Here is a 23,043-nt window from a genome sequence, read left to right as displayed (position 1 = left end):
CATGCACCCACGCGTACTTCTCGTCATCGCGACGACAACCGGCGGCACCGGGAGACATGTGCGAGTACTCGCCGCCGGGCTCGTCGAGAGAGGCTGGCAGGTCACGGTCTGCGGGCCTCGTACGACCGAGGAGCAGTTCGACTTCACCGCGGCCGGTGCTGCTTTTGTACCTGTGGAGATCGGCAGCCGACCGACTGTCGGCGCCGCGGCATCGGTCCGTACGCTGCGCCGGCTGGCCAAGGCCAACGCCATCGTGCACGCGCACAGCCTTCGCGCTGGTGCGGTCGCCGGGCTTGCGACGCCGCGTTCCACACCGCTCGTCGTCACCTGGCACAACGCGGTTCTCGCGACCGGACGCGCGCGGCAGGCGTACGCCGTACTCGAGCGGTACGTGGCCCGTCGCGCATCGACCACGCTGTGCGTATCGTCCGATCTGGTCGAGCGCGTACGCGACCTGAGCGGGCGCGACGTACACCTCGCACCGGTGAGTGCGCCGAAGATGCCGGAGTCCGATACCGAGCCATCAGACGTACGCAACGCACTCGGTGCAGCCGACCGGCCGGTCATCCTGTCGGTTGGCAGACTCCATGCTCAGAAGGGATATCCGTACCTCGTGACGGCTGCGGCCCTACTCGCCGAGCGCACGCCTGCGCCTCTGTTCCTCGTTGCGGGCGAAGGACCTGACCGTGCGGCGATCGCGCAGCAGATCGCGGCAACCAACGCGCCCGTACGCCTACTCGGCAACCGTGACGACATTCCCGATCTGCTCCGCGCCGCCGATGTGATGGCCCTTGCGAGCGAGTGGGAGGGGAGCCCGCTCGTCGTATCGGAGTGCCTCCGCGCCGGCGTGCCGTTCGTCGGTACGTCGGTCGGCGGGGTGCCCGACATGGTCGGCGACGCAGGCGTGCTCGTCGCACCACGTGACCCACGCGCACTGGCCGACGCGATCGCCGGCGTGCTCGACTCGCCGGAACACGCGGCCGCGTTGTCCGATGCTGCCCGCGCTGCCGCGAAGCGACTGCCGACCGACGAATCCGTTGTCGCAGAGATCGTCGACCAGTACGTACGACTTCTCGGACAGACCCCATGACGCGCAGGCACGCAACTCTCGCTGCGCTACTGGCCGCGGTCGTCGTACTTCTGTTGGCCGCGGCGCGCGTCGCCGACGGGCCCGACGCACAGCCGCTGGGACCCGCCGACCGCGTGGTTGTGCTCGGCGTACCGGGGCTGACTTGGGATGACATCGATGCCCGTACGACTCCACACCTTGCCGACGCGGTGCAACGCGGTCAGAGTGGGCTACTGACCGCACGCGGCGCCTCGTCGTTCTCCTGTCCGCTCGACGGCTGGACGACGTTGGGTGCGGGCAATCGCGCGCGCTACAGCGATATCGGCCGGCGGTGTGCGGAGCAACGTGCGAATCCGATCGATCCTGGCTCCGTCGCAAACGAGAACGACGATCTCGCCTTCGGCTCTGAGGTCGGGCTGCTCGGCCGCAGCGTGAAGTGCACATCGGTGTTCGGCGACGCCGCCCGGTTGGCCGTCTCCGACGGCACCGACCGCGCCGACGTACGCACGAAGGACCGTCCTCGCGACGCGGATGCCGAGACCTGGGCGCAGCAGTGGGAGGAGTGTCCGCTGACTCTCATCCCCACGCACACATTGACGCATGGCGATCTGCGACCTGCACAGCTGGCCCGTGTCGATCGACTCGTCGGCGAGCTGCTGGACGCGCTTGACCGAAGCGACAGCACCCAGCTGCTCATCGTCGGCGTATCCGATACACCGGGCAGCGCACCGACCCTGAATGCCGCCATCGCCCTCGACTCCGACGGCGACGCCGCGGGCGAGCTGCGCTCCGCGAGCACCGGCCGCACGTCGTACGTGCAGCTGATCGATGTGGCGCCGACGATCCTCGACGTATTGGGCATCGACCAACCGACCGAGATGGCCGGCCGGAGCTGGCAAGCGACCGATTCCCCCGCGAGCGCAGCGGATCGGATCGACTCGTTCCGCAACGCCACCGACAAGGCGGACGCGCATCGCTCGGTGACAAGCCCGTCGTTCTGGGCATGGGACCTCCTGGTCGCCGGGTTCTGCATCGCGGCCGTCGTCCTGTTGCATCGTGGTCGGGCTTCCGAGCTGCTCCGCGTCAGCGGGGTCGCGGTCGCCTCGGTGCCCGTCGGCACGTTCCTGGCGAATCTCGTCCCGTGGTGGCGTGCCGATCCGTACTGGCCCGCGTACGTCGGTGCGATCGCGGCCGCAACCGCGCTCGTCACCGCAACAGCCTGGCTCGGACCATGGCGACGACTTCGATTCGGCGCTCCGGTCGCCGTCGCCGTCATCACCGTGGGTGTACTCGGCATCGACGTCGCCCTCGGCTCGGTACTGCAGCTGGGCTCGACGCTCGGCTACAACCCGATCGTGGCCGGGCGCTTCACCGGGTTCGGCAACATGCCGTTCGCGGTGTACGCGGTGGCGGGGATGATCGTGCTGGCCGCGCTGATGAGTGCGGCCGACCGACGTCGTACGTACGTCATCGGCGCGATCGGTGGCATCACCCTGGTCGCGCTGAACGGCACACCGGGCGTCGGCTCCGACTTCGGCGGAGTACTGGCCCTCGTGCCGGCGGTCGTGCTGCTGACCGCCGTGGCCGCAGGGCATCGACTCACCTGGGCAGGGGTTCTGGCTGCGGTCGCCGGCGGTGTGGTGGTCGTCAGCGCAGTCGCCATCCTCGACCATCTGCGCCCGGAGTCCGACCAGACGCATCTCGGTAGGTTCGTCGGTCAGGTACTCGATGGAACGGCGTGGCAGATCGTCGACCGCAAGCTGGACGCCAACCTGCACCTGTTGCTGCATAGCCCGGTCGCTGTGCTCGTACCGGTGTTGCTGGCCATGACCTGGTGGATGCTGCGCGCTGCCGACGCTCCCGGCAGGATGCTCATGCGCCGTTACTCGCCCGCGGTCGCCGCGACCTACGTCGGCGTCGCGACCGTCGCGCTCCTCGGTACGGCAATCAACGACTCGGGCATAGCGGTGTTGGTCGCGGCGGGTGCCGTGGCCGTCCCTCTGTGGATCGCGGCGGTGGATAAGGTTTTGGAATGAGCGAACCCCGCGAACTCGGCGCCGACACCGAAGTCGGTGCCCTCGAGGTCGTGATGCTTCATCGCCCGGGACCCGAGCTGAAGCGACTCACGCCTCGCAACAACGACTCCCTGCTCTTCGACGGAATCCCCTGGGTCGACCGCGCCCAGGATGAGCACGATGCGTTTGCCGATGCGCTGCGCACGCACGGCGTCGAGGTGCTGTACCTGACCGACCTGCTGATCGAGACCCTCGGTGACCCCGAGACCAGGCAGATCGCGATCGAGCAGCTCACGGCCAGCCTGCGTCTCGGCGCGAGGTTGCGCGCGTACCTCACCGAGTCACTCGGCGACCGTTCACCCGAAGATCTCGCCGCCGTGATGACGGCGGGTCTTCGCAACGACGAGGTGCGCCTCGAGCACAGCATCGTGACCGGCCTGCTGGCGCCGGAAGATTTCCTGATCGACCCGCTGCCCAATCTGCTGTTCACGCGCGATTCGTCGGTCTGGCTACGCGACCGCGTCGCGATCACCAGCCTCGCGATGCCCGCAAGGTGGCGCGAGACCCAGCTGACCGGCCTGATCTACGATAAGCATCCGCGTTTCGCGGGTACGCCGATGATGCACGGCGGCTCGCTCGAACACGTCGAGGGTGGCGACGTACTGCAGCTCGCACCCGGCGTGATCGCCATCGGAGTCGGGGAGCGGACGACTCCCGCCGGAGTGGAGAGGTTCGCACGCCAACTGTTCGAGCACGGGCTCGCCGAGACGGTACTCGCGGTTCCGATCATGCAGGAGCGGGCGACGATGCACCTCGACACGGTCGTCACGATGGTCGACGTCGACAAGGTCGTGATGTATCCGAACATCGACAACCTGGTCGCGTACGCCATCACCAGCGACGGTGACGAGTTGACCGTCGGCCCGCCGAAGGCGTTCCTCGACGCTGCCGCGGTCGCGATGCGGATCGACCGATTCGAGCGGATCGACACCGGCCTCGATCCGGTCACTGCCGAGCGTGAGCAGTGGGACGACGGCAACAACACGCTGGCGATCGCGCCGCGGGTGGCGGTTGCGTACGAACGCAACACCGAGACCAACGCAAGGCTGGAAGCATCGGGCATCGAGGTGATCGCGATCAGCGGCTCGGAGCTGGGCTCCGGGCGCGGCGGACCGCGATGCATGTCGTGCCCGATCGTGCGGCGCCAACCGTCACGCTGAGTGGGCCCAGACGGTGGCGACCCGGTCGAGCCAGTCGCCGAGGAGCTCGGTGACTCGCTCGGGTTGCTCCGTGTGAGCGTTGTGGCCGGCGCCGTCGACGATGGTGAGGTTCGCTCGCGGGTAATGAGGCAGCGCGTCGACCGCGTCGCGGTAGCCAGCGACGTGGTCCTGCCGCCCGCAGATGATCTCGGTCGGCCCGGCGTACGGCGGAACGGTCGACTCAGGGTAGGTCGAGAGCGCGTACCGCGCCCTGATCCGGCCGAGCGCCGCCTCATCGGCCGACTGAGCGCCCGGCAGGATCCAGTCGCGAAACAGCGCCCAGGTCTGTGCCGACTGGATCACCGCGAGCTCCAGGTAGTCGGCGGCGTCGCCCGGTGGGAGCGAGGCGATGAGGTCGGGGTCGGTGCGCAGCACCGTCTTCGGCGGCACCTGGCGTACGTCGGGATGGGGCACGATCAGCGGGGTCAACAGCGCGAGACCGCGTACTCGGGCGCGGTGACGAGCGGTGAGGTAGCGGGCGATGGCACCACCGAACGACTGCCCCAACACCGCGTACGGCTCGTCGCCCAGCAGCCCGTCGACGAAGCGCTCGACCGCATGCGCAACGGCGTCGGTCGAGTCGATCGACGAGTCGGCGGGCGAGCGGCCCATGCCCGGGAGATCGACATAGATGCGGCGCCACTCCGCTCGGTCAGCGAAGAGGTGGTCGTCGAGCATGCTGAGTAGACGATGGTCGACGCTGAAGCCGTGTAGCAGGAGGAGCGGACGGCCGGTGCCGTACTCGACGTAGTGCATGGGTCGAGTCTTGCAGTCGCGTCCGACAGCCGGCAGTGAGAAACCGTCCGGAGACATGGAAGCCCCGGCCGTCGCTGACGGGGGATACAACGACGACCGGGGTGCTATCTACAGTAATTGAGCGGTCACTCTTGTGCAAGTGCTCAACAACAAGTCGCGTCAGCGAATTGTGAGTTGCCGATTGGCGAGGCCCGCACGTGCCGACCGCTGTGCGCTGGTCAGCGTCGACGAGTCGGCCAACGCCTCCTCGAGACGCCCCGCGAATGCCTCCGCCGGCTCCTCGAGCGCCTCGGCACCGACATCGCCTTCGAGCTCCCACACCGGCACGAGTACGCCATGCGCTCGGAAGGATCCGATCAGTCGAGTGCTGTCACCCAACCGGTCGTCATCGACCGCGTGGAGTCGGGCAAGCGCATCGAGCAGCGTGCTCTCGCTGTGCGGCATCACCCAGCGCAGGTACCGGCGGTCGCCCATCTGCGTCCAGTACGCGGCGTCAACACTCGTCAGGCGCTCCGTCGGCGCGGCCGCGTCGTTCGCCGCCTGCAAGGAGGCCGCGACGTCGCCGGACGGGTCATCGACGTCGGCCACCCAGAAGTCGAAGCCGGGATGGACCTGTACCTCGAACCCACCTGCCGGGTCGACGAGATCCTGTAGGCGGTTTCCGGGGCCCGGATCATCGACGGCGGGTACGGTCGTGCCGGGATCGGTCTCGAGCGCCTGCTCCAGCACAGCTGCCAGATCTCGGCTCACATCGCCGAAGTTGTGCTGCACCTGCAGACCGAGCCAGATCGCACCGTCGGGGCGTACGATCGCCGGCGCCGCCATCGGGAGCAACGAGCACACCTGCACCGATCGTTGCGGATCGGATCGCAGCGTCACCGGAGCCGTAGCGGCCGGCACGATCTCCCGGAGCGCGATCCAGTCGCATTCACCCGGCAGCCCCTCGAAGGTACGAGCGACGAACGGCGCGCTGGCATTCTGCCGACCGTGACAGTTCTTGTATCGACGACCCGATCCGCACGGGCACGGCTGGCGCGGCGAAGGGGCATCGGGATCGTCGGTGGTCGCCGGTGCATCTACGCGCCGGCGCGATCGCTTCGCCATCAACTGCCCTGACCTCCGTACGGACTACCCGGTTGTCCACCTTGCGGCGGCTGTTGTCCGCCCTGCGGCGGTTGCTGCCCACCCTGCTGCGGTTGCTGCGGCCCACTCGGTGGCGGCTGTTGACCCGTTCGCGGCGGTTGACCGCCCTGCGCGGGCCTGCCGTACGGACCGCCCTGCTGCGGCGGCTGACTGTAGCCGCCGCCCTGCTGCGGCGGACGCTGACCGTACACCGGCTGCTGACCGTACGGGCTTGCCTGCTGCGACTGCTGGGCCGCCGGTTGCTGGGAGTACGCGCTGGGCTGCTGGGCGAACGGCTTCGTCGCCTCGTACTGACCCGCGTCGCCGGTCTCGGCCGGGGTCTCATCGGGTTGGCGAAGCGCAACCGCCCCGAGTAGCAGGCCTACCCCCATCAGCACGAACCCGCCGCCGACGGCGATGTAGCCGTTCGCGATCTTGTCGGCATCGTCGCCGGAGGTGAGGTACGCGCCGACGCCGGCCGCTATCGCGCCGACAACCAGCACGCCAAGGCCGGTGAAGCCGAGGCCGGAGCGCCCGCGGCGCGCCGAGAAGGTGGCGAAGAGCCACAGGAGTACGGCGATCACCACAAGTGCGAGAGCGCCGTACATCATGTACATGTCTAGTTTGTCGCTGTCAGCGGCGTCACTCTCCGAAACCGATCCGCTGTCGTCGGCGAGATCGGCGAAGACCCCCCGGCGAATGATCGCGGCGAATGCTCCGTAGACGATCGCCGCCAGTGCGGCCAACAGGCCGACGATGGTGGCGACGACGCCGAGCTTCGACGACGTCGGGCCCTCGCTCTCCGATGGGGCCGACGGTTGCGACCAGCTGCTCTGCTGCTGCGCGTACTGCTGTTGGGCGTACTGCGGCGGAACCTGACCGGGGGGACGACCTTGCGGCTGCTGACCGTACTGCTGGGGAGCAGCGTGACCGGGCCAAGGCTGCTGCGGACGTCCGCCCCCGCCACTCGGCGTGTTCGGATCGTTGTTCTGCATCGGCGTGGCCCTTCTCCTTCCGGTGCTGTCGCCACGCAGCCTATCGGAGAGTTGGTCTGGACGTATCGCGCGCCGACCGACCGGCCGGCGCCGCAGTCCGCACCGGCATGATGGGACCATGAACGAGATCTCGATCCCGACCGTGCAGATCCAGGGCGTACCCGACCCGCTTCCGGATTCGGTCGTCGTGCTGGACGTACGCGAGGACAACGAGTGGCAGAGCGGCCACGTCGACGGCGCTCTGCACATCCCGCTCGCATCGCTGCCGGCCCGCGCCGACGAGTTGCCAGCAGACAAGCAGATCCTGGCGATCTGTCACTCGGGCGGACGCTCTGCCCAAGCGACCGGTTACCTGGTGCAGCGCGGCATCGACGCAGTCAACCTCGACGGCGGCATCGTCGCCTGGCAGCGCGCCGGCCGAGCGGTCGTCTAGGTCGTGTCTGGCAATTCCGCGTCGAACAGGGAGCGGGTCTGCGCGCCGGATCCGGCAAGGCGCGGGAGCGATGATGTAGCCGATCCTCCTTCGAGGGACCGCAACGCAGTCGGTCCGGATGCGCAGGGACGCGACCCGGCGGGGAATTGCCAGACACGACCTAGGCAGGCGCTACTTCAACAGCTTCGACATCCGCCGGTCGGCGAGCTTCTTGCCGCCGGTCTGACAGGTCGGGCAGTACTGCAGTGAGGAGTCGGCGAACGACACCTCGGCCACCGTGTCGCCACACACCGGGCACGCAAGACCTGCCCGCCCGTGTACGCGCATCGACGACTTCTTCTCCTTCTTCAGCTCGGCGGCCGCGACGCCCTCCGAACGATCCATGGCCTCTCGCAGGGTGCTGCCGATCGCCTCGTACAACTCGTCGACACCGTCGCCCTCGATCGAGCTGGCGGGTTTGAACGGCGACATCCTCGCGACATGCAGGATCTCGTCGGAGTACGCATTGCCGATACCGGCGATCGTCGATTGGGTACGCAGCACGCCCTTGACCTGTGAGCGACCGGCGTCGGTGAGGATCTGTGCGAGCACGTCACGCGTGAACGCATCATCGAGCGGATCGGGGCCGAGACGGGCGATACCGGGCACCTCTGCCGGATCACGGACCGCATAGACGGCAAGCCGCTTCTGCGTACCCGCCTCCGTGACGTCGAATCCGGAGTCGTCGTCGAGGACGACCCTCAGGGCAAGTGGCGCACGCCCTCCCGGACGAGGCGGCTTGGCCGGCATCTCGTCCTTCCAGCGGATCCAGCCCGCGCGCGACAGGTGGATGACGAGGTGGAGCCCGGCGGCCTCGATGTCCAAGAACTTGCCGTGGCGGTGCACACCGTCGACGACGAGTCCGGTGAACGCATCGAGGGGCGGGTCGAACGTCTTCAGCGCACTGAACGCGGTCAAGTACGCGTTGACGATCGCCCGCCCCTCGAGACGAGGTCGCAGGTCTGCCACCAGGGCAGCAACTTCGGGAAGCTCTGGCACTCCCTCAGTGTGCCCTAGATGAGACAGCCAGAGGTCACTTACCGCTGGCTGCGGACTTCAGCTTGGAGCCGGCGCTGACCTTGACGCCGAAGCCGGCCGGGATCTCGAGCGGCTCACCGGTCGCCGGGTTACGGCCGGAGCGAGCAGCGCGCTCGACGCGCTCGACGGTCAGCAGACCGGGGATCTGTACCTTGTCGCCCTTTCCGACGGCCTCGATCAGCTCGTCACCGAGGGCGGTGACAAATGCGTCGGCGTCGGCCTTGGTGCGGCCGGTGCGCTCCGACAGCGCGTTGACGAGTTCAGAGCGGTTCATGTGAGTTCCTTCGACAGATTCGAGTGCAAAACACGAACGATCATAGGCATTGGACCCTCACAACGTTGCGAAGGCTCGCGGTAACGGCGCCGAGCAGACCTTTGGCAACGCACTCAGATAGGCGTGTCGGGGCATCTCCGTCACTCCGAGTGACGCCAGGTGATGGGTCTGCCATTGGACGTCAATGAGCCGCTCACCTGCGTGTTCGTCGTCGAGCAACGCCACGAGACCCATCAACGCGACCTTCGATGCATCGCGCTGATGGTGGAACATCGACTCTCCTGCGAACAGGCCTCCGATTGCGAGCCCGTACACGCCGCCTGCCAAAGTGCCGTCCTTCGTACGCGCCTCGACCGAATGTGCCCAACCGAGCTCATGCAGCCGTACGTACGCGTCGCGGATATCCGTCGTGATCCAGGCACCGGGGCGCCGTGGATCCCCGCAGGCATCCACGACCTCCGCGAACGATCGGTCGACGGTGATGTCGAATCTGCGCATGGAGCGACGCAGCGACCGGCTGATGTGGGCATCGGCGATCCGCAGCACCCCGCGGTTCACTGGAGACCACCACAGCATCGGCTCGATCTCCTCGACCGGCATCGGGAATGCTCCATGTCGGTACGCGTCTAGCACGGTCTGCGGTTCGAGGTCGGCACCGGCCGCTACGCAATCCTCATCCGGCCAGGCGGCGGAGTCGAACGTCCACCGGGACGGCGGTAGGTCGGACACAGGTGACATCGCGCGCCAGCGTAACCCCCGCGCCGCCCGCTGCCGGGAACTCACGCGGGTACTCTTTCGGTGTCGTATCCCGCATCGAAAGGCAGCAATGGGCGTAGGACGGATGGCCGCAAAGGGCATCGTGCCGCTCGGCAAGAAGGTCGCGCCGAAGGTCACATCCGGGTACGTGCGCGAGATCCTGGAGCGCGCGATCGACGGTTACGGACCGATCAAGGCTGCTGCCGCTTCAGCAGACGCCCGTCTGGTCAGTGCCGACGGCGATGTCGAAGACGCCATCGATGCGTGCATCTCCCAGCATGTGCGCTACGCCGGGATGCAGGGGTTCGTGACCAATCTCGGAGGCGGCATCACGGTTGCCGTCGCAATACCGGCGAATGTCACCGGGCTGGCTCTGCTGCAGTCCCATCTGGTCGCCTCGATCGCGCATCTGCGCGGCTACGACCTCGCGGACCCGCGCGTACGAAATGCGATCCTCGCCTGCCTGCTGGGTGAGGACACCGTCGACGAGCTGATCAAGAAGAAGAGACTTCCGGGCACGCCGATGGCGATCGCGACCTCGCCCGTGCATGATCCCGAGCTCGATCCGATGATCGGGCGTACCGTCACCTCAGAGCTGCTCGCCAAGGTGACGGGGCGACGGGCGGCACTGGTCGTCAGTCGCCGAATCCCCTTGCTGGGCGGTGGAGTCGCGGCTGCGACCGACGGACTCTCGACGTACCAGATCGGTTCGTACGCGCGCAAACAGCTCCGCGAACGCCGCCTGCAACAGAACTAGAAGCGCAGCTTGCGCCGCACCCGACCGGCGAATCGTCGGAGCCGGCGCTTCTTCGCATGCATGGCCATCGCCTCTTGCAGTCGAACCTCTCCGCGGTGCTCGGCCTCCCTGGCCGCGCCCGCTCCGCGCTCGCGCTCGTGCACCAGCTCGGCCAGGAGGGTGTCGATGACATCGAGTGCAACGCGGAGTTGGTCGCCGGAGGAGACCTGGTCCGGGTCGACGAACTCGCCCTGCTCCTCAACGACGCCCAGCTCATCGAGGTCACCACGGATGTCGTACGCGTGCTCGCGTAGCTCCTCGGCCCACTGCGCGGTCAGCGTACGCGCCCAGTCTCGATGCTTGGGCGGCAGAATCAGCCGCCGCGCGCCGTCGCGACCGGCCAGCGTGCGGTGCGCGAGCAGCTCACGTACCCATTCGCGGTAGTAGGGGCCTTCGTACGTCGTCGGCGGGTTGCGCTTGTTGATCTTGCGGATGACGGTCGTCTCGACGGCACCGAGACTGACGTTCGCGCGCTCGGCAGTCTCGGTGAGCCACTCCGACTCGATGCCCCACAGGTTCATCAGTCGGTCGATGAGCAGGGCCCGCGGCGCACCCGGCGGCGGCACCGGCACGAGGTGGACGTTCTCGTCGGGCACCTCGGCACCCCATCGGCGGAGTACGTCGGGCCAGTTCTGCACGGCCCAGAACCAGCGGCTGCTGTAGCTCTGCGGCTCTTCTCGGCGTAGATCCTTCAGGAACGACGCGTACTTGAGCTTCTTGCGGTGTTTGACCTGCTCCTGCCACTCGGCCGGAACCTGACGACTCAGGTCTCGGGCCGTGTAGACGATGTGCACGTCACACCCGGCGAGTGAGTTGACGGCCCGCTTGGCTTGCTCTTCGGTCGCACCCGCGAAGACCTCATGCGAGATGATGACCGTGCCGTCCCACTTCTGCGCCTTGCCGACGAGGTAGTCCCATGAGCCAGGCGCATCGGCCTCGAGGCCGCCCCAGGTGCGTTCGAGAAGATCGAGCGCGGCCATGAAGTGCGCGTCTCGTCGTCGCCCCGGGTAGAGGATGCCGTGCTCGGCAAGCGTCTTGCGGTTGTTGTACAGGAGCTCCTGCACCATCGATGTGCCCGTCTTCGGTGCCCCGACATGCAGGAATACCTTCGCCATGGCCGAAAGGTTACCGCTCCGTTCCGTACCACTCACCGGCCCGCCCGCGTTGAGCGGAGTTCGCGGACTTTCAGGTGCGGAAACCCCGCTGTGACAACGAAAAGTCGGCGAACTCTAGGCACCGCCGGCCAGCGCGCGGACGACCGCCGACGGGCTCGGCCGGCCGAGCTGCTGGGCCATCCAGGCACTCGTCTCGACCATCGAGTCGAGGTCGACGCCGTGGTCGATGTCGAGGCCGTCGAGCATCCAGACGAGGTCTTCGGTTGCGAGGTTTCCGGTTGCGCTCTTGGCGTACGGGCACCCGCCGAGTCCGCCGGCCGATGCGTCGAACGTGGTGATCCCCTTGCCGAGCGCGGCGTACGCGTTGGCGAGGGCTTGCCCGTACGTATCGTGGAAGTGCATCGCCAGCCGCTCGACGCCGACGCCGGCGGCGCCGAAAGCGTCGATCAGCGCGCCGACGTGCCCTGCCGTCGCGACGCCGATGGTGTCTCCGATCGACAGCTGCGATGCACCGAGCTCGAGCAGCTGTTTGCCCACGCGTACGACCTGCTCGATCGGCACCGCGCCTTCCCACGGATCGCCGAAGCACATCGAGACGTACGCGCGTACGTCGAGACCGGCCGCAAGAGCCCGCGACACCACGGGTTCGAACATGGTGACCTGCGTCTCGAGGTCGGAGTTGAGGTTGCGCTCGGCGAAGGTCTGCGTCGCACTGCCGAAGATCGCGATGTGCTTCGAACCCGCCTCGAGCGCTCGGTCGAGACCGCGCTCATTCGGTACGAGGACCGGCATCGGCGTCGCACCCTCGAGGTCGAGCCTCGCTGCGAGCTCGGCCGCGTCCGCGAGCTGCGGCACCCACTTCGGATGCACGAAGCTGGTCGCCTCGACGATGGGGAGCCCGGCGGCGACCAGTCGGTGAACGAACTCGGCCTTCACGTCGACCGGCACGACCGTCTTCTCGTTCTGCAACCCGTCGCGCGGACCGACCTCGTAAATCGTCACACGCCCGGGTAGCCCGGCAGTCGGCTCCACCATCGGCAGAGGTCGGGTCATCGTCGCTCCATGTTCAGTCGGAAACACCCATCGTTTCGCTCTTGTACCTGTCCAGCACCTCGGGGGTGAACTCGCCCATCACCGCGGCGGGCTGCGTGACCCTCAGGTAGTTGCCAAACGGGTCACGGATGCCTGCGTCGACGCCGTACGGCTGTTCGGTGGGCTGCTGGGTGATCTCAACACCCTTCGACTCGAGATCGGCGATCGTCGCCTTGCAGTCACCGGTCGTCAGGATGAACGCGAGCCCGAGCGCGCCCTTGCTGAGCAGGTCGCGCAGTTGATCGGCGGTCTCGCCCGACGGACCCGGTCCGCCCGGTAGCTCCAGGAGTACGTGTCGATCGTCGCCCGGGACACAGACCGTGAGCCAGCGCATGACGCCGAGATCGACGTCGGCGCTGACCTCCATACCGAGCTTGCCGACGTAGAAGTCGAGGGCTTCGTCCTGGTCGGTCACGTAGATAGCGGAATGGCTGATTGCGTTGAACTTCGTCATGGCTATGACACTAGATCGCCGCGGCGAGTATCCGCTTCTCCGAAACTGCTCGCTTCTCGTGGCCGCTCCCAGGCCATCCGGAAGCAGGTCGGCGCGGGGCCGACGTCACCGACCGTACGCTGTCGATAGCCACTCGGAGATACCCCGACGATGTCGCGGAACGTGCGGCTGAACGTGCCGAGGCTGGAGAACCCGACGCCCAACGCGACCTCGGTGACCGGCCGGTTGGTCGCACGGAGGTCCCACATCGCCCGCTCGATCCGGCGCCGCTGCAGGTAACGGTGGGGCGTCTCGCCGAACGTCGCTCTGAACGTACGGATGAAGTGCGCCTCCGACACGTACGCGATCCGCGCCAGCGCAGCGATGTCGAGCGGTTTGTCGAAGTCGCGGTCCATTGCATCGCGTGCGCGCAGCATCCGGCGGTTCTGATCCTCCGACGCGCTCACCATGCCTTCACCGTACCCCCGCTGGCCCGCACGTTTCGGCCCCGAAAACTCAAGATCTGGGGCCGAAACGTGCGGCTCACGGGGCCTCCTCCACCCGGCTGTGCCCATGCGGGTCTCCAGAGTCGACCCGGAAGAGCACCTCACCCAGCGCGACCTGCTTACCCGTCTCCGCATGGACGAGCGCAACCGTCCCGTCGTACGGCGCCTTGAGCGCGAGCTCCATCTTCATCGCCTCCAGAACGCCGAGCACCTCACCGGCGCGTACGCTCGCGCCGACCTCGACGCCGACGGACAGAACGGTCCCGGGCATCGGCGCGGCCACATCGGCGTCGCCGGCATCGGCAGCGAGGCCGGGTCCGAACGCGTCGGGGCGTTGGAACGTCCACGGCTGACCGTGCAATGCCACGGTGATCTCGTGTGCATCGACCAGCATCGTCGTGTCGAGCGTGACGCCGTCGACATCGAGGCGTACTCGCTCGACCTGCCCGTCGGGCGAAAGTACGCGCTCGACCAGGCCGATGCGCGTGCTGCGACCGTCGGGTGTTGTGACGAGTCCGGTGCCTGGGTCGACGTGCACGGTCACGCTCTCGTCGTCGTACGAGAGCTCAACCGGTACGAGAGCCGGTGTGCCGACGAGCCGCCAACCGTCCGCGGTGCCGAATGGATGGCCTGCCTCACGCGGCACACTCACCCGGGCGACTGCCCACGCGGCGATCGGTAGCGCAGCGGCCGGCATGGCTTCGCGTGTGGTGATGCCCGCAGGGTCATGGTCGAGCCAGGCCGTGTGGATCTCGGCGTCGCGGAATGCATCGCTCGCGGCCAGCCTGCGCAGGAATCCGACGTTCGTCGTGAGACCCAGCACCGCGGTCTCGTCAAGCGCCGCGACGAGGTTACGGCGGGCTGCCTCACGGGTCGGACCGTGCGCTATCACCTTCGCGAGCATCGGGTCGTACGCCGTGCCGACCTCCTGACCGGATCGCAAGGCCTCATCGACTCGAGCACGATCGCGAGCTGGCCAGCGTACGAGGCGAGCGAGCCCGGCCTGCGGCAGAAAGTCGGAGTACGGGTCCTCCGCGTACACGCGCGCCTCGATCGCGTGCCCCGAGCACGTGACCTCACGCTGCGCGATCGGCAGCGGATCGCCCGCGGCGACTGCGAACTGCAACGCAACGAGGTCGAGGCCCGTCACCAGCTCGGTGACTGGATGCTCGACCTGCAGGCGGGTGTTCATCTCCAGGAACGCGCAGCCCGGCGCATCCGTCGCTTCGTCCCACACCAGGAACTCGACCGTGCCCGCGCCGACGTACCCGACCTCACGACACAAGGCGACCGCCGACTCCGTGACGGTCTCGCGCACCGACGCCGGGATCGTCGGCGCAGGTGCCTCCTCGAGCACCTTCTGGTGCCGCCGCTGCGTCGAGCAGTCGCGCTCGTACAGGTGGAGTACGTTGCCGTGCTTGTCGGCGATGACCTGGACCTCGATGTGCCGACCGCGCTCGACGTACTTCTCGATCAGCAGCGTGTCGTCACCGAACGCCGATGCGGCCTCGCGCTTCGCGGCCGCGATCGCATCGGGAAGCTCGCTCGGCTCTCGGACGATCCGCATGCCCTTGCCGCCGCCTCCGGCCGCGGCCTTGACCAGAACCGGGTACGCCGCCGGGTCGGGCTCGCCGCCGCCATCGTCGAACCGCGGCACGACGGGTACGCCCGCGCGTACTGCTATCTCGCGAGCGCGATCCTTGCGCCCCATCGCGTCCATGACGTCTGCATCGGGCCCGATGAACACCAACCCGGCCTGCTCGACCGCTCGCGCGAACGCCGCTCGCTCGGACAGGAAGCCGTAGCCGGGATGGATCGCCTCGGCGCCGCTGCGTAATGCGGCGTCGATGACAGCGTCGATCGACAGGTACGACTCCGCTGCCGAGACCGGGCCGATCCGCACGGCGGCGTCGGCTTCTCGTACATGCTGCGCATCGCGGTCGGCGTCGGAGAAGACCGCGACGCTGCGCAGACCGGCCGCGCGCGCCGCTCGGACGATGCGCACGGCGATCTCGCCTCGGTTGGAGACGAGGACGGTGCTGAAAGGTGTTTTCGCGGGAGGGTTCATGATCACATCCGGAAGACGCCGTAGGACGGCTCGGGCACAGGCGCATGAGACGCGGCCGCCAGACCCATACCGAGCACCCGCCGGGTGTCGACAGGGTCGATGATGCCGTCGTCCCACAACCGGGCGGTCGAGTAGTACGGCGAGCCTTGATGCTCGTACTGCTCGCGGATCGGTGCCTTGAACGCCTCCTCGTCGGCCTCCGACCAGTCTTCTCCCCTGGCCTCGAGGCCATCCCGACGGACCGTTGCGAGCACCGAGGCCGCCTGCTCGCCGCCCATCACGGAGATGCGCGCATTCGGCCACATCCAGAGGAACCTCGGGTCGTACGCGCGGCCGCACATGCCGTAGTTGCCGGCGCCGAACGATCCGCCCACCACGACGGTGAACTTCGGCACGACCGAGCTCGCGACCGCGGTCACCAGCTTCGCGCCGTCCTTGGCGATGCCGCCGTTCTCGTACTCCTTGCCGACCATGAAACCCGTGATGTTCTGCAGGAAGACGAGGGGTACGCCGCGCTGGTTCGCGAGCTCGATGAAATGCGCACCCTTCAAGGCAGACTCGGAGAACAGGATTCCGTTGTTGGCGATGATCGCCACCGGGTAACCCCAGATGCGGGCGAACCCACACACCAACGTGTCGCCGTAGAGCTGTTTGAACTCGTGCAGACGCGAGCCGTCGACGATCCGCGAGATGATCTCGCGTACGTCGTACGGTGTGCGCGAGTCGGTGGGCACGACGTCGTACAGCTCTGCGGGGTCTGCAACCGGTTCTTCCGACTCGTACCGGGCGATGCTCGAACCCTTCGGAGGCTCGAGTGTGTCGACGATGGAGCGTACGACGGCCAATGCCTCGGCATCGTCACCCGCGAGGTGATCGACGACGCCGGACGTACGCGCGTGCACATCGCCGCCGCCGAGCTCCTCGGCGGTGACGACCTCCCCGGTCGCGGCCTTCACCAGCGGCGGACCACCGAGAAAGATGGTGCCCTGGTCCTTGACGATCACGGTCTCGTCGGACATAGCCGGCACGTACGCGCCGCCGGCGGTGCACGAGCCCATCACGGCGGCGATCTGCGGGATGCCGCGCTGCGACATCGTTGCCTGGTTGAAGAAGATCCGCCCGAAATGCTCGCGGTCGGGAAACACCTCGTCTTGCATCGGAAGGAACGCGCCGCCCGAGTCGACGAGGTAGATGCACGGCAGGTGATTCTCCGCGGCAACGGTCTGCGCGCGGAGGTGCTTCTTGACCGTCATCGGGTAATACGTACCGCCCTTGACCGTTGCGTCGTTGGCGACGATCACGCATTCGCGACCGTGTACGCGGCCGATCCCGGTGACGATGCCCGCGCTCGGCACGGCGTCGTCGTACATGCCTCCGGCGGCCAGCGGCGCGATCTCCAGGAACGGTGATCCCGCGTCGAGCAGCCGGTCGACACGCTCGCGTACGAGTAGCTTGCCGCGGCTCTCATGCTTGGCGCGGGCGGCCTCGGAGCCCCCTTGTCGTACGACGGCGAGGCGTTCGCGTAGTTCGTCGACCAGTTCTCGCATGGCGACATGTTAACGGTTGTTAACTCGCCACGGCGAGTCGGTGGACTGCGCTGTTCAGATCACAGCCGTACGCGGCGGGGCGATCCCGGACAGGGTGTGCCTACCGATGTGGTGGTACTTCCATCGGATCGGGTCGTGCAGCGTGTGCGTACGAGCGTTTCGCCAGTGTCGACCGAGGTTCAGCTCCGCAGCGGCGGCGCGCGTACCCGAGACCTCGAACAATGCGGAGCTCGTCGCAATCGACGCCTTCTCGCCGAGAACCTTGGCAGTGGCAACCGCGATCGACGCATCCGTCGCCGCCTGCTCGTGTGGCATCGTCAGCGCGCGGTCGAGCCGTTCGCCGGCGGTCCGCAGCACCGACTCTGCTGCCGCCACCTCGACGGCCAACTCGCCGAATCGCTGCACTACGAGGGGATCGTCGACTGCCCGCTCCACCTCGGCCTCGTACCAAGGACGGCTCTTGGTGTTCACGAACGCGGCTGCCTCGTCGAGCGCGCCACGCGCGATACCGACGTCGATGGCCGCGTGCAGCAGCTGAGCCAGAGCACCGTAGCTGTGCGGCTGCTCGAAAGCCTGGTCACGCGGTACCAACCACTCGGCCGCCACCTGCACATCGTCGAGGCGCACAGTGCCGCTGGCCGTCAGCCGCTGTCCGAGTGCGTCCCAGTCGTCCTCGACGGTCAGTCCCGCGGTCGCGGTCGGTACGTACGCGACGTACTCGCCCTCAGGCAGGCCGGCGACCTGGTTCGGATCGTCGAGGCGGGCGAGCACCGGGATTCGATCGGCGAACAACGCTCCGGTGCAGTAGTACTTCGTGCCCCGCAATACGAAGCCGCCCGAGCCGATCGGTTTGAGGATGGTCTGGATCTCGCGAACGGTCTTGCTCGTACGCTCCGACTGCGCATTCGCCAACCGGCCGCCGGCCAGGATCTCCCCGAAGAGTTGCTCGCGTTGGCGGGATGTGGCCGCGAGACGCAGCAGGTTCACGTAGACGAAGTGGCTGTGCGGGATCTGCGCGATATTCGGATCTGCCGTCGCGAGCAGCCGGAACACCTCCGCGAGCGTCGACGCGCGTACGTCTGCCCCGCCGTACTCGCGCGGAACCGTGATCGCGAACAGCCCCGCCGCGGACATCACATCGACCTCTGCGGCCGGGAGGATCCGGTTCAGATCGCGCTCGGCAGCGTCGACTGCGAACTCCGTAGCGAGCGTACGAGCGGCGGAGATGGCCTCGTCATCGGAGCCGATGATCGTGACCGCGCTGGTCGCGACCAGGGGTCGAACGCGCGCTGCGGTATCCGTCATGCGGATAGTCTAGTAATTCGGTACTATTTATCAAGTACACACGACAGATCGCGCCGCCGAGCGCACGACGGCGCGAGGTCTACCCTGGCGCCATGGGTAACGGCCGCAAGCAGCAGATCCTCGACTCCGCGGCCGATCTGTTCGCCGAACGCGGGTTTCATGGGGTGTCGGTTCATGACATCGGCACGGCCGTCGGAATATCCGGCCCCGCGCTGTATCGCCACTTCGACGGCAAGGTCGCGATCCTCGCGCAGATGCTCGTCGACATCAGCGAGCGCCTGCTCGAGGAGGGCGGGCGCCGAGTGGACGCGGCCTCTACGGCGCTCGAGACCCTCGAGTCGCTCGTCGACTGGCACGTCGACTTCGCGCTCACTTATCCATCGCTGATCATCGTGCAGGAACGCGAGTGGGGAAACCTCCCGGAGAAGAGCCAGGACACCGTACGAGCGACCCAGCTCGCCTACATCGACCTCTGGGTCGCTGCGTTGCGCTCGCTGAGACCCGAACGAGACGTACGCTCGGCTCGCGCCGCCGCCCAGGCGGCCTTCGGACTGATCAACTCCACACCGCATTCGGCACGGATCGGCGCCGAGGCGATGCGCAGTCTGCTGACGGAGATGGCCATCGCGGCCCTGCTCGGGCGAAGCAGCAACGGCAGCTGACACCCATCAATCCGTGGCGACACCCTGACCCGGCGCAGCGATCGGAAGCCAACCCGGCACGTCGGGCGTCCAACTCGGGAAGGTTGCCAGCACCTTCGCCCCCTTCCGTGCGCCGTACCGCATCAGCTCCGCGCCGTGCTCGCCGCCGCGTACCGCCAGGAACGCCTTCGACGACGCCCACCTGATCCGCGGCGGGCTTCCGAACCAGTTGTACGAAACACCTCGGACCAGTCGGCCGCTGCGGGAGTTGCGTACGACCAACCTGCGCACTACACCTTCGTCGTCCCAGTTGTAGGTCAGCACATAACGGCCGTTGGGCGACCAGCCGAGCACATCGTGCTCCGGCAGCTGCCAGCCCTTCCGGCCGTGACGAGGCAGCGGCACGACCGACGCCTTGTGGGTCGTCAGGTTGCGGACCACCGCCTGATCACGGGCCGGAGACACCGCGATCAGCGGCGCGCGACCCTTGCGTACCGGGCGTACCTTGCCCGACCTGACCTGGAAACGACCCGCGAAATGACGATCCTGGGCGAACCACACCTCGCCCGCACGAAACGCGAGAACGCGGGTGCTCGGATCGGCCAGCGGGCGCTTTCGTACGAGCCCGCCGTCGCTGGTGCGCCGCACCACGAGTCGAGCGAGCCCTTGCGTACTCGGTTGAGCCACATACGCGATGCGTTTGCCGTCCGCCGACACCGCGACGGTCGGGTAAGAGGCTCGAGAGACGCTACGCGACAACACTTCGCTACCGCGGCGCTTGCCGTAGATCGTCAACCAGACCGCGGAATCGTCACCGCGCGGCACTTCGCTCATGACCGCATAGCCGTGTGCCGTGCGGTAGAAGCTCTCGGCGGAGCCGTCGACGTCAAGAACGCGGCGATGGCCGTTGTCCTTGACCACCATGGTGTTGGTGTTCAGGTACGCGGGCGTCGCGGGCGGTTGCCGTACGTCCGCCGATGCCTGGGCTTGCGCACCCGTCATGGAAAGCGCAGCCGTGAGCGTCAGTACGACGCAACCTGTCAGTCGTCTCATCACGCCTCCTCAGCTCGGCGTACGAGTAGCGACGGACAGCTGCTCATCGTCGTCGAGGCTTGACCACCGGGCGGCAACCTCGCACTCCCCGCTCACGTTGCAGCGCACGAGTGCGACATCGGGGTTCGTCGGATCGTCCGTCTCGACGTACGCATCGGCGATGAAGGTGTCGTTCGACTCCCAGACGACATCCGGTAGTGGTCCGCCATCGGTGATTCCGGTGAACCGGACGACCGGCTTGCCCGAGACAGACCTGCGGACGACCGCGGTGTCGTGATCATCGAACCCGACCACGTACCTGTCGTCGGGTGACCACACCTTCGGCACGACGCCGCCGCACGAGAGCCAGCGCTTTGCCGGCCGCTTCGGAATGCTCAGCACACTCACGCAGCGTTTGAACCCTCGATCGACAACCACCCGGCGCGCGGACAGATCCGCCCGCAGGCCACCTCGACCGCGCGGTGGCGCGTCATAGGTCGTGACCTTGCGCTTGCCCAGGTGCCAGGTGCGTACCCGCGTGCCGTAGCCGTCCGCGAACCAGAGCTTGCCGTCGCGCATACCGAGCAGCGAGAGAGAGTACGAAGACCCCTGACCGAGCGCGCGCCGGGCGACCAGCTGCCCGTCGCTCACGCGGCGAACCTCGACGACTTGGTCTCCGATGCCGCCCCGCCAACGGATGTACGCGATTCGCGCGCGATCGGCTCCGACGACCACGTTGAGGTCCTCGAAGCCGTTCACGAAGCCGCCGATACGGGCACGCTCGCCGTTCTTACGCACATAGAACAATCGCGGGTGAGCACTGTAGGCGCGGGTTTGCACGATGTAGCCGCCGCGCACCGGGTACGTCGCGTGGTGGCCGCTCGCGCCGTGCGCGTCGTCGCGCGGCAACTTGACCTTGATCTCCCGGTCGCCGTCGTGCAGGACCTTCGTACCCTCCTGGTAGTACGGCACCTTGGGCAGCGGCCCGGTGGGCAACTGGTCGGGATCGACGTGAACCGTGTGGATCGCCGGCTCGGCGCGACTCGAAGGCGACTCTGACGGCTTGGCCTGCGCAACCGGTGCGAACGCGACGGACGCGGCCATTGCCCCTGCGATCAGCAGGGTTCCTTGTCTGTTCATCACTACCCCCTGTGTGATTCGGTCATTAGAGCATGGCCGGATGCGGCTTGTACCCGCTTTGCAGATATGAGGTCACCGACCGACTACGGTGCGTGCACGAACGATGCTTCGAGCGCAGCGGCCGACCGGAAACTCGCTTGACCTGAACCATGGTTCAAGTTCTAGCGTCCTGGGCATGCACACGTCGACTTCGGTCGGGCGGGCCGGTCTGTTCGACCGGGACCACCGTCTTGTCATTATCGGCACGATCTCACTCGTCGCGCTCGCAGCATTCGAGGCCATGGCCGTCACCGCGGCCATGCCGACGGTTGCGGACGCCCTGGACGGGCTCGCGCTCTACCCACTCGCGTTCGCGTTACCGCTCGCCGCCGGCATTGTCGGCATGGCCGTCGGCGGCAACCGCAGCGACGTACGCGGACCGTTCGGCTCGCTCCTGGGCGGCGTCGCTGTTTTCGCCGCCGGACTCGTTGCCGCCGGACTTGCACCGAACATGCTCGTGCTCGCCCTCGGACGCGGTGTCCAGGGGTTCGGGAGTGGCGTGTTCATCGTGGCGTTGTACGTCGTCGTCGCGCAACGGTTCCCGGCGACTCTCCAACCGCGGGTGTTCGCGGCATTCGCCGGGGCCTGGGTGATTCCAGCACTCGTCGGGCCTGCGGTAGCGGGGCTGATCGTCGAGCACATCGGATGGCGCTGGGTGTTCCTCGGCGTTCCGGCGCTCGCCGTCGTCGCCCTCGGACTACTCGTACCGTCCCTGTCGGGCAGTCTTCGCAAGCAGGGGACGGACCCGGCCGATCCCCAAGCCCAGAAGCGCATCGGCTGGTCGGTGGTCGCGGCGGTTGCGGCCACCGCGCTCCACCTCGCCGGCCAGGAGCAGAGCGGCGCCCTCTTGGCCGTCGCGTTCGTCACGATCGGCATCGCCGGACTGATCGTCGCCGTACCGAGGCTGCTCCCGCGGGGCACATCGCGGATGCGCCCGGGGTTGCCGGCCGTCGTCGCAATGCGCGGAGTCGTGTCCGCCGCCTTCGTCACCGCGGAGGTCCTCGTACTTCTGCTGCTGAATCGCGAGCGTGGTCTGTCACCCGGCACCGCCGGGCTCGCCCTCACCGCCGCTGCGATCGCATGGTCTGCCGGCTCATGGTGGCAGGGCCGAGACGCTGTCTCGATCCCTCGCTGGCGGATCGCTCAGATCGGCTCGTTGTCTCTTGTGATGGGCATCGGCGGCTCGGCTCTGGTGACGATTCCCGAAGTTCCGGTTTTCGTCGCGCTGCCGACGTGGGCGCTGTCCGGACTCGGCATGGGGATGGTGATGCCGACTCTGTCTCTCCTCACCCTTTCGGCGTCCGACGCAGGCGACGAGGGGCGTAACACGTCGGCGCTACAGATCAGTGACGCACTCGCATCGACGATCGCACTGGCCGTCACCGGCACCGCCTTCCTCGCGCTGCTCGAGGCCGGCGGAAGCATCGCGTACGTCGTCGGCTTCGTAGCAGCAGCGTCGCTGGCCGCGTTCGGCGTGGCGCAGGCTCACCGGATGGCAGCTGCGGAACGCGACTCGTCGACGGCCTCGGCGTGACCGGGTTCAGATCTGCTCTGTCGCACGCAGGTACGTAGG

The 23,043-nt window shown here is 67.5% G+C and carries 22 protein-coding genes; 7 read left to right on the top strand and 15 right to left on the bottom strand.

The annotated features are described in order from the left end of the window. Position 1: 1 nt before the first annotated feature. The 3 genes from MU582_00880 to MU582_00870 are packed head-to-tail and all read left to right on the top strand — an operon-like array spanning position 2 to position 4,304. Positions 2-1,090, top strand: a complete 1,089-nt coding sequence (locus tag MU582_00880) for a glycosyltransferase family 4 protein (protein UPK75224.1) — start codon at positions 2-4, stop codon at positions 1,088-1,090. Beyond that, positions 1,087-3,105 (top strand): hypothetical protein, encoded by a 2,019-nt coding sequence (locus MU582_00875; protein ID UPK75223.1) that lies wholly within the window; start codon positions 1,087-1,089, stop codon positions 3,103-3,105. Before MU582_00880 ends, MU582_00875 begins: the two co-directional genes overlap by 4 nt. Then, on the top strand, positions 3,102-4,304 hold the full coding sequence (locus tag MU582_00870; GenBank protein ID UPK75222.1) for an arginine deiminase: 1,203 nt from the start codon (positions 3,102-3,104) through the stop codon (positions 4,302-4,304). Before MU582_00875 ends, MU582_00870 begins: the two co-directional genes overlap by 4 nt. Here MU582_00870 and MU582_00865 read toward each other — a convergent pair. The 3 genes from MU582_00865 to MU582_00855 all read right to left on the bottom strand — a co-directional run bounded on the left by MU582_00865 (position 4,296) and on the right by MU582_00855 (position 7,216). Continuing rightward, positions 4,296-5,099 (bottom strand): alpha/beta hydrolase, encoded by an 804-nt coding sequence (locus MU582_00865; protein UPK75221.1) that lies wholly within the window; start codon positions 5,097-5,099, stop codon positions 4,296-4,298. The two genes, MU582_00870 and MU582_00865, sit on opposite strands and share 9 nt — an antisense overlap. Positions 5,100-5,258: 159 nt before the next feature. Beyond that, positions 5,259-6,203 carry an SEC-C domain-containing protein gene (locus MU582_00860; GenBank protein UPK75220.1) on the bottom strand — a complete coding sequence of 315 codons (945 nt, stop codon included), beginning with the start codon at positions 6,201-6,203 and terminating at the stop codon, positions 5,259-5,261. Continuing rightward, on the bottom strand, positions 6,203-7,216 hold the full coding sequence (locus tag MU582_00855) for a hypothetical protein (protein ID UPK75219.1): 1,014 nt from the start codon (positions 7,214-7,216) through the stop codon (positions 6,203-6,205). Before MU582_00855 ends, MU582_00860 begins: the two co-directional genes overlap by 1 nt. A gap of 118 nt (positions 7,217-7,334) precedes the next feature. Between MU582_00855 and MU582_00850 the strand changes: the two genes are divergently transcribed. Next, the gene (locus tag MU582_00850) at positions 7,335-7,649 is read left to right on the top strand and encodes a rhodanese-like domain-containing protein (protein ID UPK75218.1); all 315 of its coding nucleotides are present in this window, start codon (positions 7,335-7,337) and stop codon (positions 7,647-7,649) included. A gap of 171 nt (positions 7,650-7,820) precedes the next feature. Here MU582_00850 and MU582_00845 read toward each other — a convergent pair whose 3' ends face one another. The 3 genes from MU582_00845 to aat are packed head-to-tail and all read right to left on the bottom strand — an operon-like array spanning position 7,821 to position 9,738. Continuing rightward, the gene (locus MU582_00845) at positions 7,821-8,687 is read right to left on the bottom strand and encodes an Fpg/Nei family DNA glycosylase (GenBank protein ID UPK75217.1); all 867 of its coding nucleotides are present in this window, start codon (positions 8,685-8,687) and stop codon (positions 7,821-7,823) included. A gap of 34 nt (positions 8,688-8,721) precedes the next feature. Beyond that, positions 8,722-9,000 carry an HU family DNA-binding protein gene (locus tag MU582_00840; protein UPK75216.1) on the bottom strand — a complete coding sequence of 93 codons (279 nt, stop codon included), beginning with the start codon at positions 8,998-9,000 and terminating at the stop codon, positions 8,722-8,724. A gap of 57 nt (positions 9,001-9,057) precedes the next feature. Further along, the gene (gene aat, locus MU582_00835; protein ID UPK75215.1) at positions 9,058-9,738 is read right to left on the bottom strand and encodes a leucyl/phenylalanyl-tRNA--protein transferase; all 681 of its coding nucleotides are present in this window, start codon (positions 9,736-9,738) and stop codon (positions 9,058-9,060) included. Between the two features lie 88 nt (positions 9,739-9,826). Here aat and MU582_00830 point away from each other — a divergent pair, with 88 nt between their 5' ends. Continuing rightward, positions 9,827-10,513, top strand: coding sequence for an EcsC family protein (locus MU582_00830; protein UPK75214.1), 687 nt, complete (start codon positions 9,827-9,829; stop codon positions 10,511-10,513). On the opposite strand, the gene MU582_00825 is transcribed toward MU582_00830, so the two are convergent. The 7 genes from MU582_00825 to MU582_00795 all read right to left on the bottom strand — a co-directional run bounded on the left by MU582_00825 (position 10,510) and on the right by MU582_00795 (position 18,618). After that, entirely contained in the window at positions 10,510-11,667 is a 1,158-nt protein-coding gene (locus MU582_00825) for a hypothetical protein (protein ID UPK75213.1), read from the bottom strand. The two genes, MU582_00830 and MU582_00825, sit on opposite strands and share 4 nt — an antisense overlap. 114 nt (positions 11,668-11,781) lie before the next feature. Beyond that, positions 11,782-12,720 (bottom strand): hydroxymethylglutaryl-CoA lyase, encoded by a 939-nt coding sequence (locus MU582_00820; protein ID UPK75212.1) that lies wholly within the window; start codon positions 12,718-12,720, stop codon positions 11,782-11,784. A 13-nt stretch (positions 12,721-12,733) separates the two neighbouring features. Beyond that, positions 12,734-13,213 carry a VOC family protein gene (locus MU582_00815; protein UPK75211.1) on the bottom strand — a complete coding sequence of 160 codons (480 nt, stop codon included), beginning with the start codon at positions 13,211-13,213 and terminating at the stop codon, positions 12,734-12,736. 2 nt (positions 13,214-13,215) lie between these two features. Beyond that, the gene (locus tag MU582_00810) at positions 13,216-13,662 is read right to left on the bottom strand and encodes an AraC family transcriptional regulator (GenBank protein UPK75210.1); all 447 of its coding nucleotides are present in this window, start codon (positions 13,660-13,662) and stop codon (positions 13,216-13,218) included. Positions 13,663-13,735: 73 nt separating this feature from the next. Then, positions 13,736-15,766 carry an ATP-grasp domain-containing protein gene (locus MU582_00805; GenBank protein UPK75209.1) on the bottom strand — a complete coding sequence of 677 codons (2,031 nt, stop codon included), beginning with the start codon at positions 15,764-15,766 and terminating at the stop codon, positions 13,736-13,738. Positions 15,767-15,768: 2 nt separating this feature from the next. Beyond that, a complete protein-coding gene (locus MU582_00800; protein UPK75208.1) occupies positions 15,769-17,313 on the bottom strand; it encodes a methylcrotonoyl-CoA carboxylase in 1,545 nt (514 codons plus the stop codon). 54 nt (positions 17,314-17,367) lie between these two features. Further along, on the bottom strand, positions 17,368-18,618 hold the full coding sequence (locus MU582_00795; GenBank protein ID UPK75207.1) for an SfnB family sulfur acquisition oxidoreductase: 1,251 nt from the start codon (positions 18,616-18,618) through the stop codon (positions 17,368-17,370). A 92-nt stretch (positions 18,619-18,710) separates the two neighbouring features. On the opposite strand from MU582_00795, the gene MU582_00790 reads away from it, so the two are divergent. After that, positions 18,711-19,280 (top strand): TetR/AcrR family transcriptional regulator, encoded by a 570-nt coding sequence (locus tag MU582_00790; GenBank protein UPK75206.1) that lies wholly within the window; start codon positions 18,711-18,713, stop codon positions 19,278-19,280. A 6-nt stretch (positions 19,281-19,286) separates the two neighbouring features. On the opposite strand, the gene MU582_00785 is transcribed toward MU582_00790, so the two are convergent. After that, positions 19,287-20,312, bottom strand: a complete 1,026-nt coding sequence (locus MU582_00785; protein UPK75205.1) for a hypothetical protein — start codon at positions 20,310-20,312, stop codon at positions 19,287-19,289. Positions 20,313-20,321: 9 nt separating this feature from the next. After that, a complete protein-coding gene (locus MU582_00780; protein ID UPK75204.1) occupies positions 20,322-21,431 on the bottom strand; it encodes a hypothetical protein in 1,110 nt (369 codons plus the stop codon). 175 nt (positions 21,432-21,606) lie between these two features. Here MU582_00780 and MU582_00775 point away from each other — a divergent pair, with 175 nt between their 5' ends. Further along, on the top strand, positions 21,607-23,004 hold the full coding sequence (locus MU582_00775) for an MFS transporter (protein ID UPK75203.1): 1,398 nt from the start codon (positions 21,607-21,609) through the stop codon (positions 23,002-23,004). Positions 23,005-23,043 lie beyond the last annotated feature (39 nt).

The organism is Nocardioidaceae bacterium SCSIO 66511 (genome assembly GCA_023100825.1).
Taxonomy (GTDB): Bacteria; Actinomycetota; Actinomycetes; order Propionibacteriales; family Nocardioidaceae; genus Solicola.
This window is presented reverse-complemented; position numbering and strand designations above follow the sequence as displayed.

Bases quoted from the DNA above. Each gene is read 5' to 3' on its own strand.
- MU582_00880 (UPK75224.1), top strand. From the start codon at position 2: ATGCACCCACGCGTACTTCTCGTCATCGCGACGACAACCGGCGGCACC.
- MU582_00875 (UPK75223.1), top strand. From the start codon at position 1,087: ATGACGCGCAGGCACGCAACTCTCGCTGCGCTACTGGCCGCGGTCGTC.
- MU582_00870 (UPK75222.1), top strand. From the start codon at position 3,102: ATGAGCGAACCCCGCGAACTCGGCGCCGACACCGAAGTCGGTGCCCTC.
- MU582_00865 (UPK75221.1), bottom strand. From the start codon at position 5,099: ATGCACTACGTCGAGTACGGCACCGGCCGTCCGCTCCTCCTGCTACAC.
- MU582_00860 (UPK75220.1), bottom strand. From the start codon at position 6,203: ATGGCGAAGCGATCGCGCCGGCGCGTAGATGCACCGGCGACCACCGAC.
- MU582_00855 (UPK75219.1), bottom strand. From the start codon at position 7,216: ATGCAGAACAACGATCCGAACACGCCGAGTGGCGGGGGCGGACGTCCG.
- MU582_00850 (UPK75218.1), top strand. From the start codon at position 7,335: ATGAACGAGATCTCGATCCCGACCGTGCAGATCCAGGGCGTACCCGAC.
- MU582_00840 (UPK75216.1), bottom strand. From the start codon at position 9,000: ATGAACCGCTCTGAACTCGTCAACGCGCTGTCGGAGCGCACCGGCCGC.
- aat (UPK75215.1), bottom strand. From the start codon at position 9,738: ATGTCACCTGTGTCCGACCTACCGCCGTCCCGGTGGACGTTCGACTCC.
- MU582_00830 (UPK75214.1), top strand. From the start codon at position 9,827: ATGGGCGTAGGACGGATGGCCGCAAAGGGCATCGTGCCGCTCGGCAAG.
- MU582_00825 (UPK75213.1), bottom strand. From the start codon at position 11,667: ATGGCGAAGGTATTCCTGCATGTCGGGGCACCGAAGACGGGCACATCG.
- MU582_00820 (UPK75212.1), bottom strand. From the start codon at position 12,720: ATGACCCGACCTCTGCCGATGGTGGAGCCGACTGCCGGGCTACCCGGG.
- MU582_00815 (UPK75211.1), bottom strand. From the start codon at position 13,213: ATGACGAAGTTCAACGCAATCAGCCATTCCGCTATCTACGTGACCGAC.
- MU582_00810 (UPK75210.1), bottom strand. From the start codon at position 13,662: ATGGTGAGCGCGTCGGAGGATCAGAACCGCCGGATGCTGCGCGCACGC.
- MU582_00805 (UPK75209.1), bottom strand. From the start codon at position 15,766: ATGAACCCTCCCGCGAAAACACCTTTCAGCACCGTCCTCGTCTCCAAC.
- MU582_00800 (UPK75208.1), bottom strand. From the start codon at position 17,313: ATGCGAGAACTGGTCGACGAACTACGCGAACGCCTCGCCGTCGTACGA.
- MU582_00795 (UPK75207.1), bottom strand. From the start codon at position 18,618: ATGACGGATACCGCAGCGCGCGTTCGACCCCTGGTCGCGACCAGCGCG.
- MU582_00790 (UPK75206.1), top strand. From the start codon at position 18,711: ATGGGTAACGGCCGCAAGCAGCAGATCCTCGACTCCGCGGCCGATCTG.
- MU582_00785 (UPK75205.1), bottom strand. From the start codon at position 20,312: ATGAGACGACTGACAGGTTGCGTCGTACTGACGCTCACGGCTGCGCTT.
- MU582_00780 (UPK75204.1), bottom strand. From the start codon at position 21,431: ATGAACAGACAAGGAACCCTGCTGATCGCAGGGGCAATGGCCGCGTCC.
- MU582_00775 (UPK75203.1), top strand. From the start codon at position 21,607: ATGCACACGTCGACTTCGGTCGGGCGGGCCGGTCTGTTCGACCGGGAC.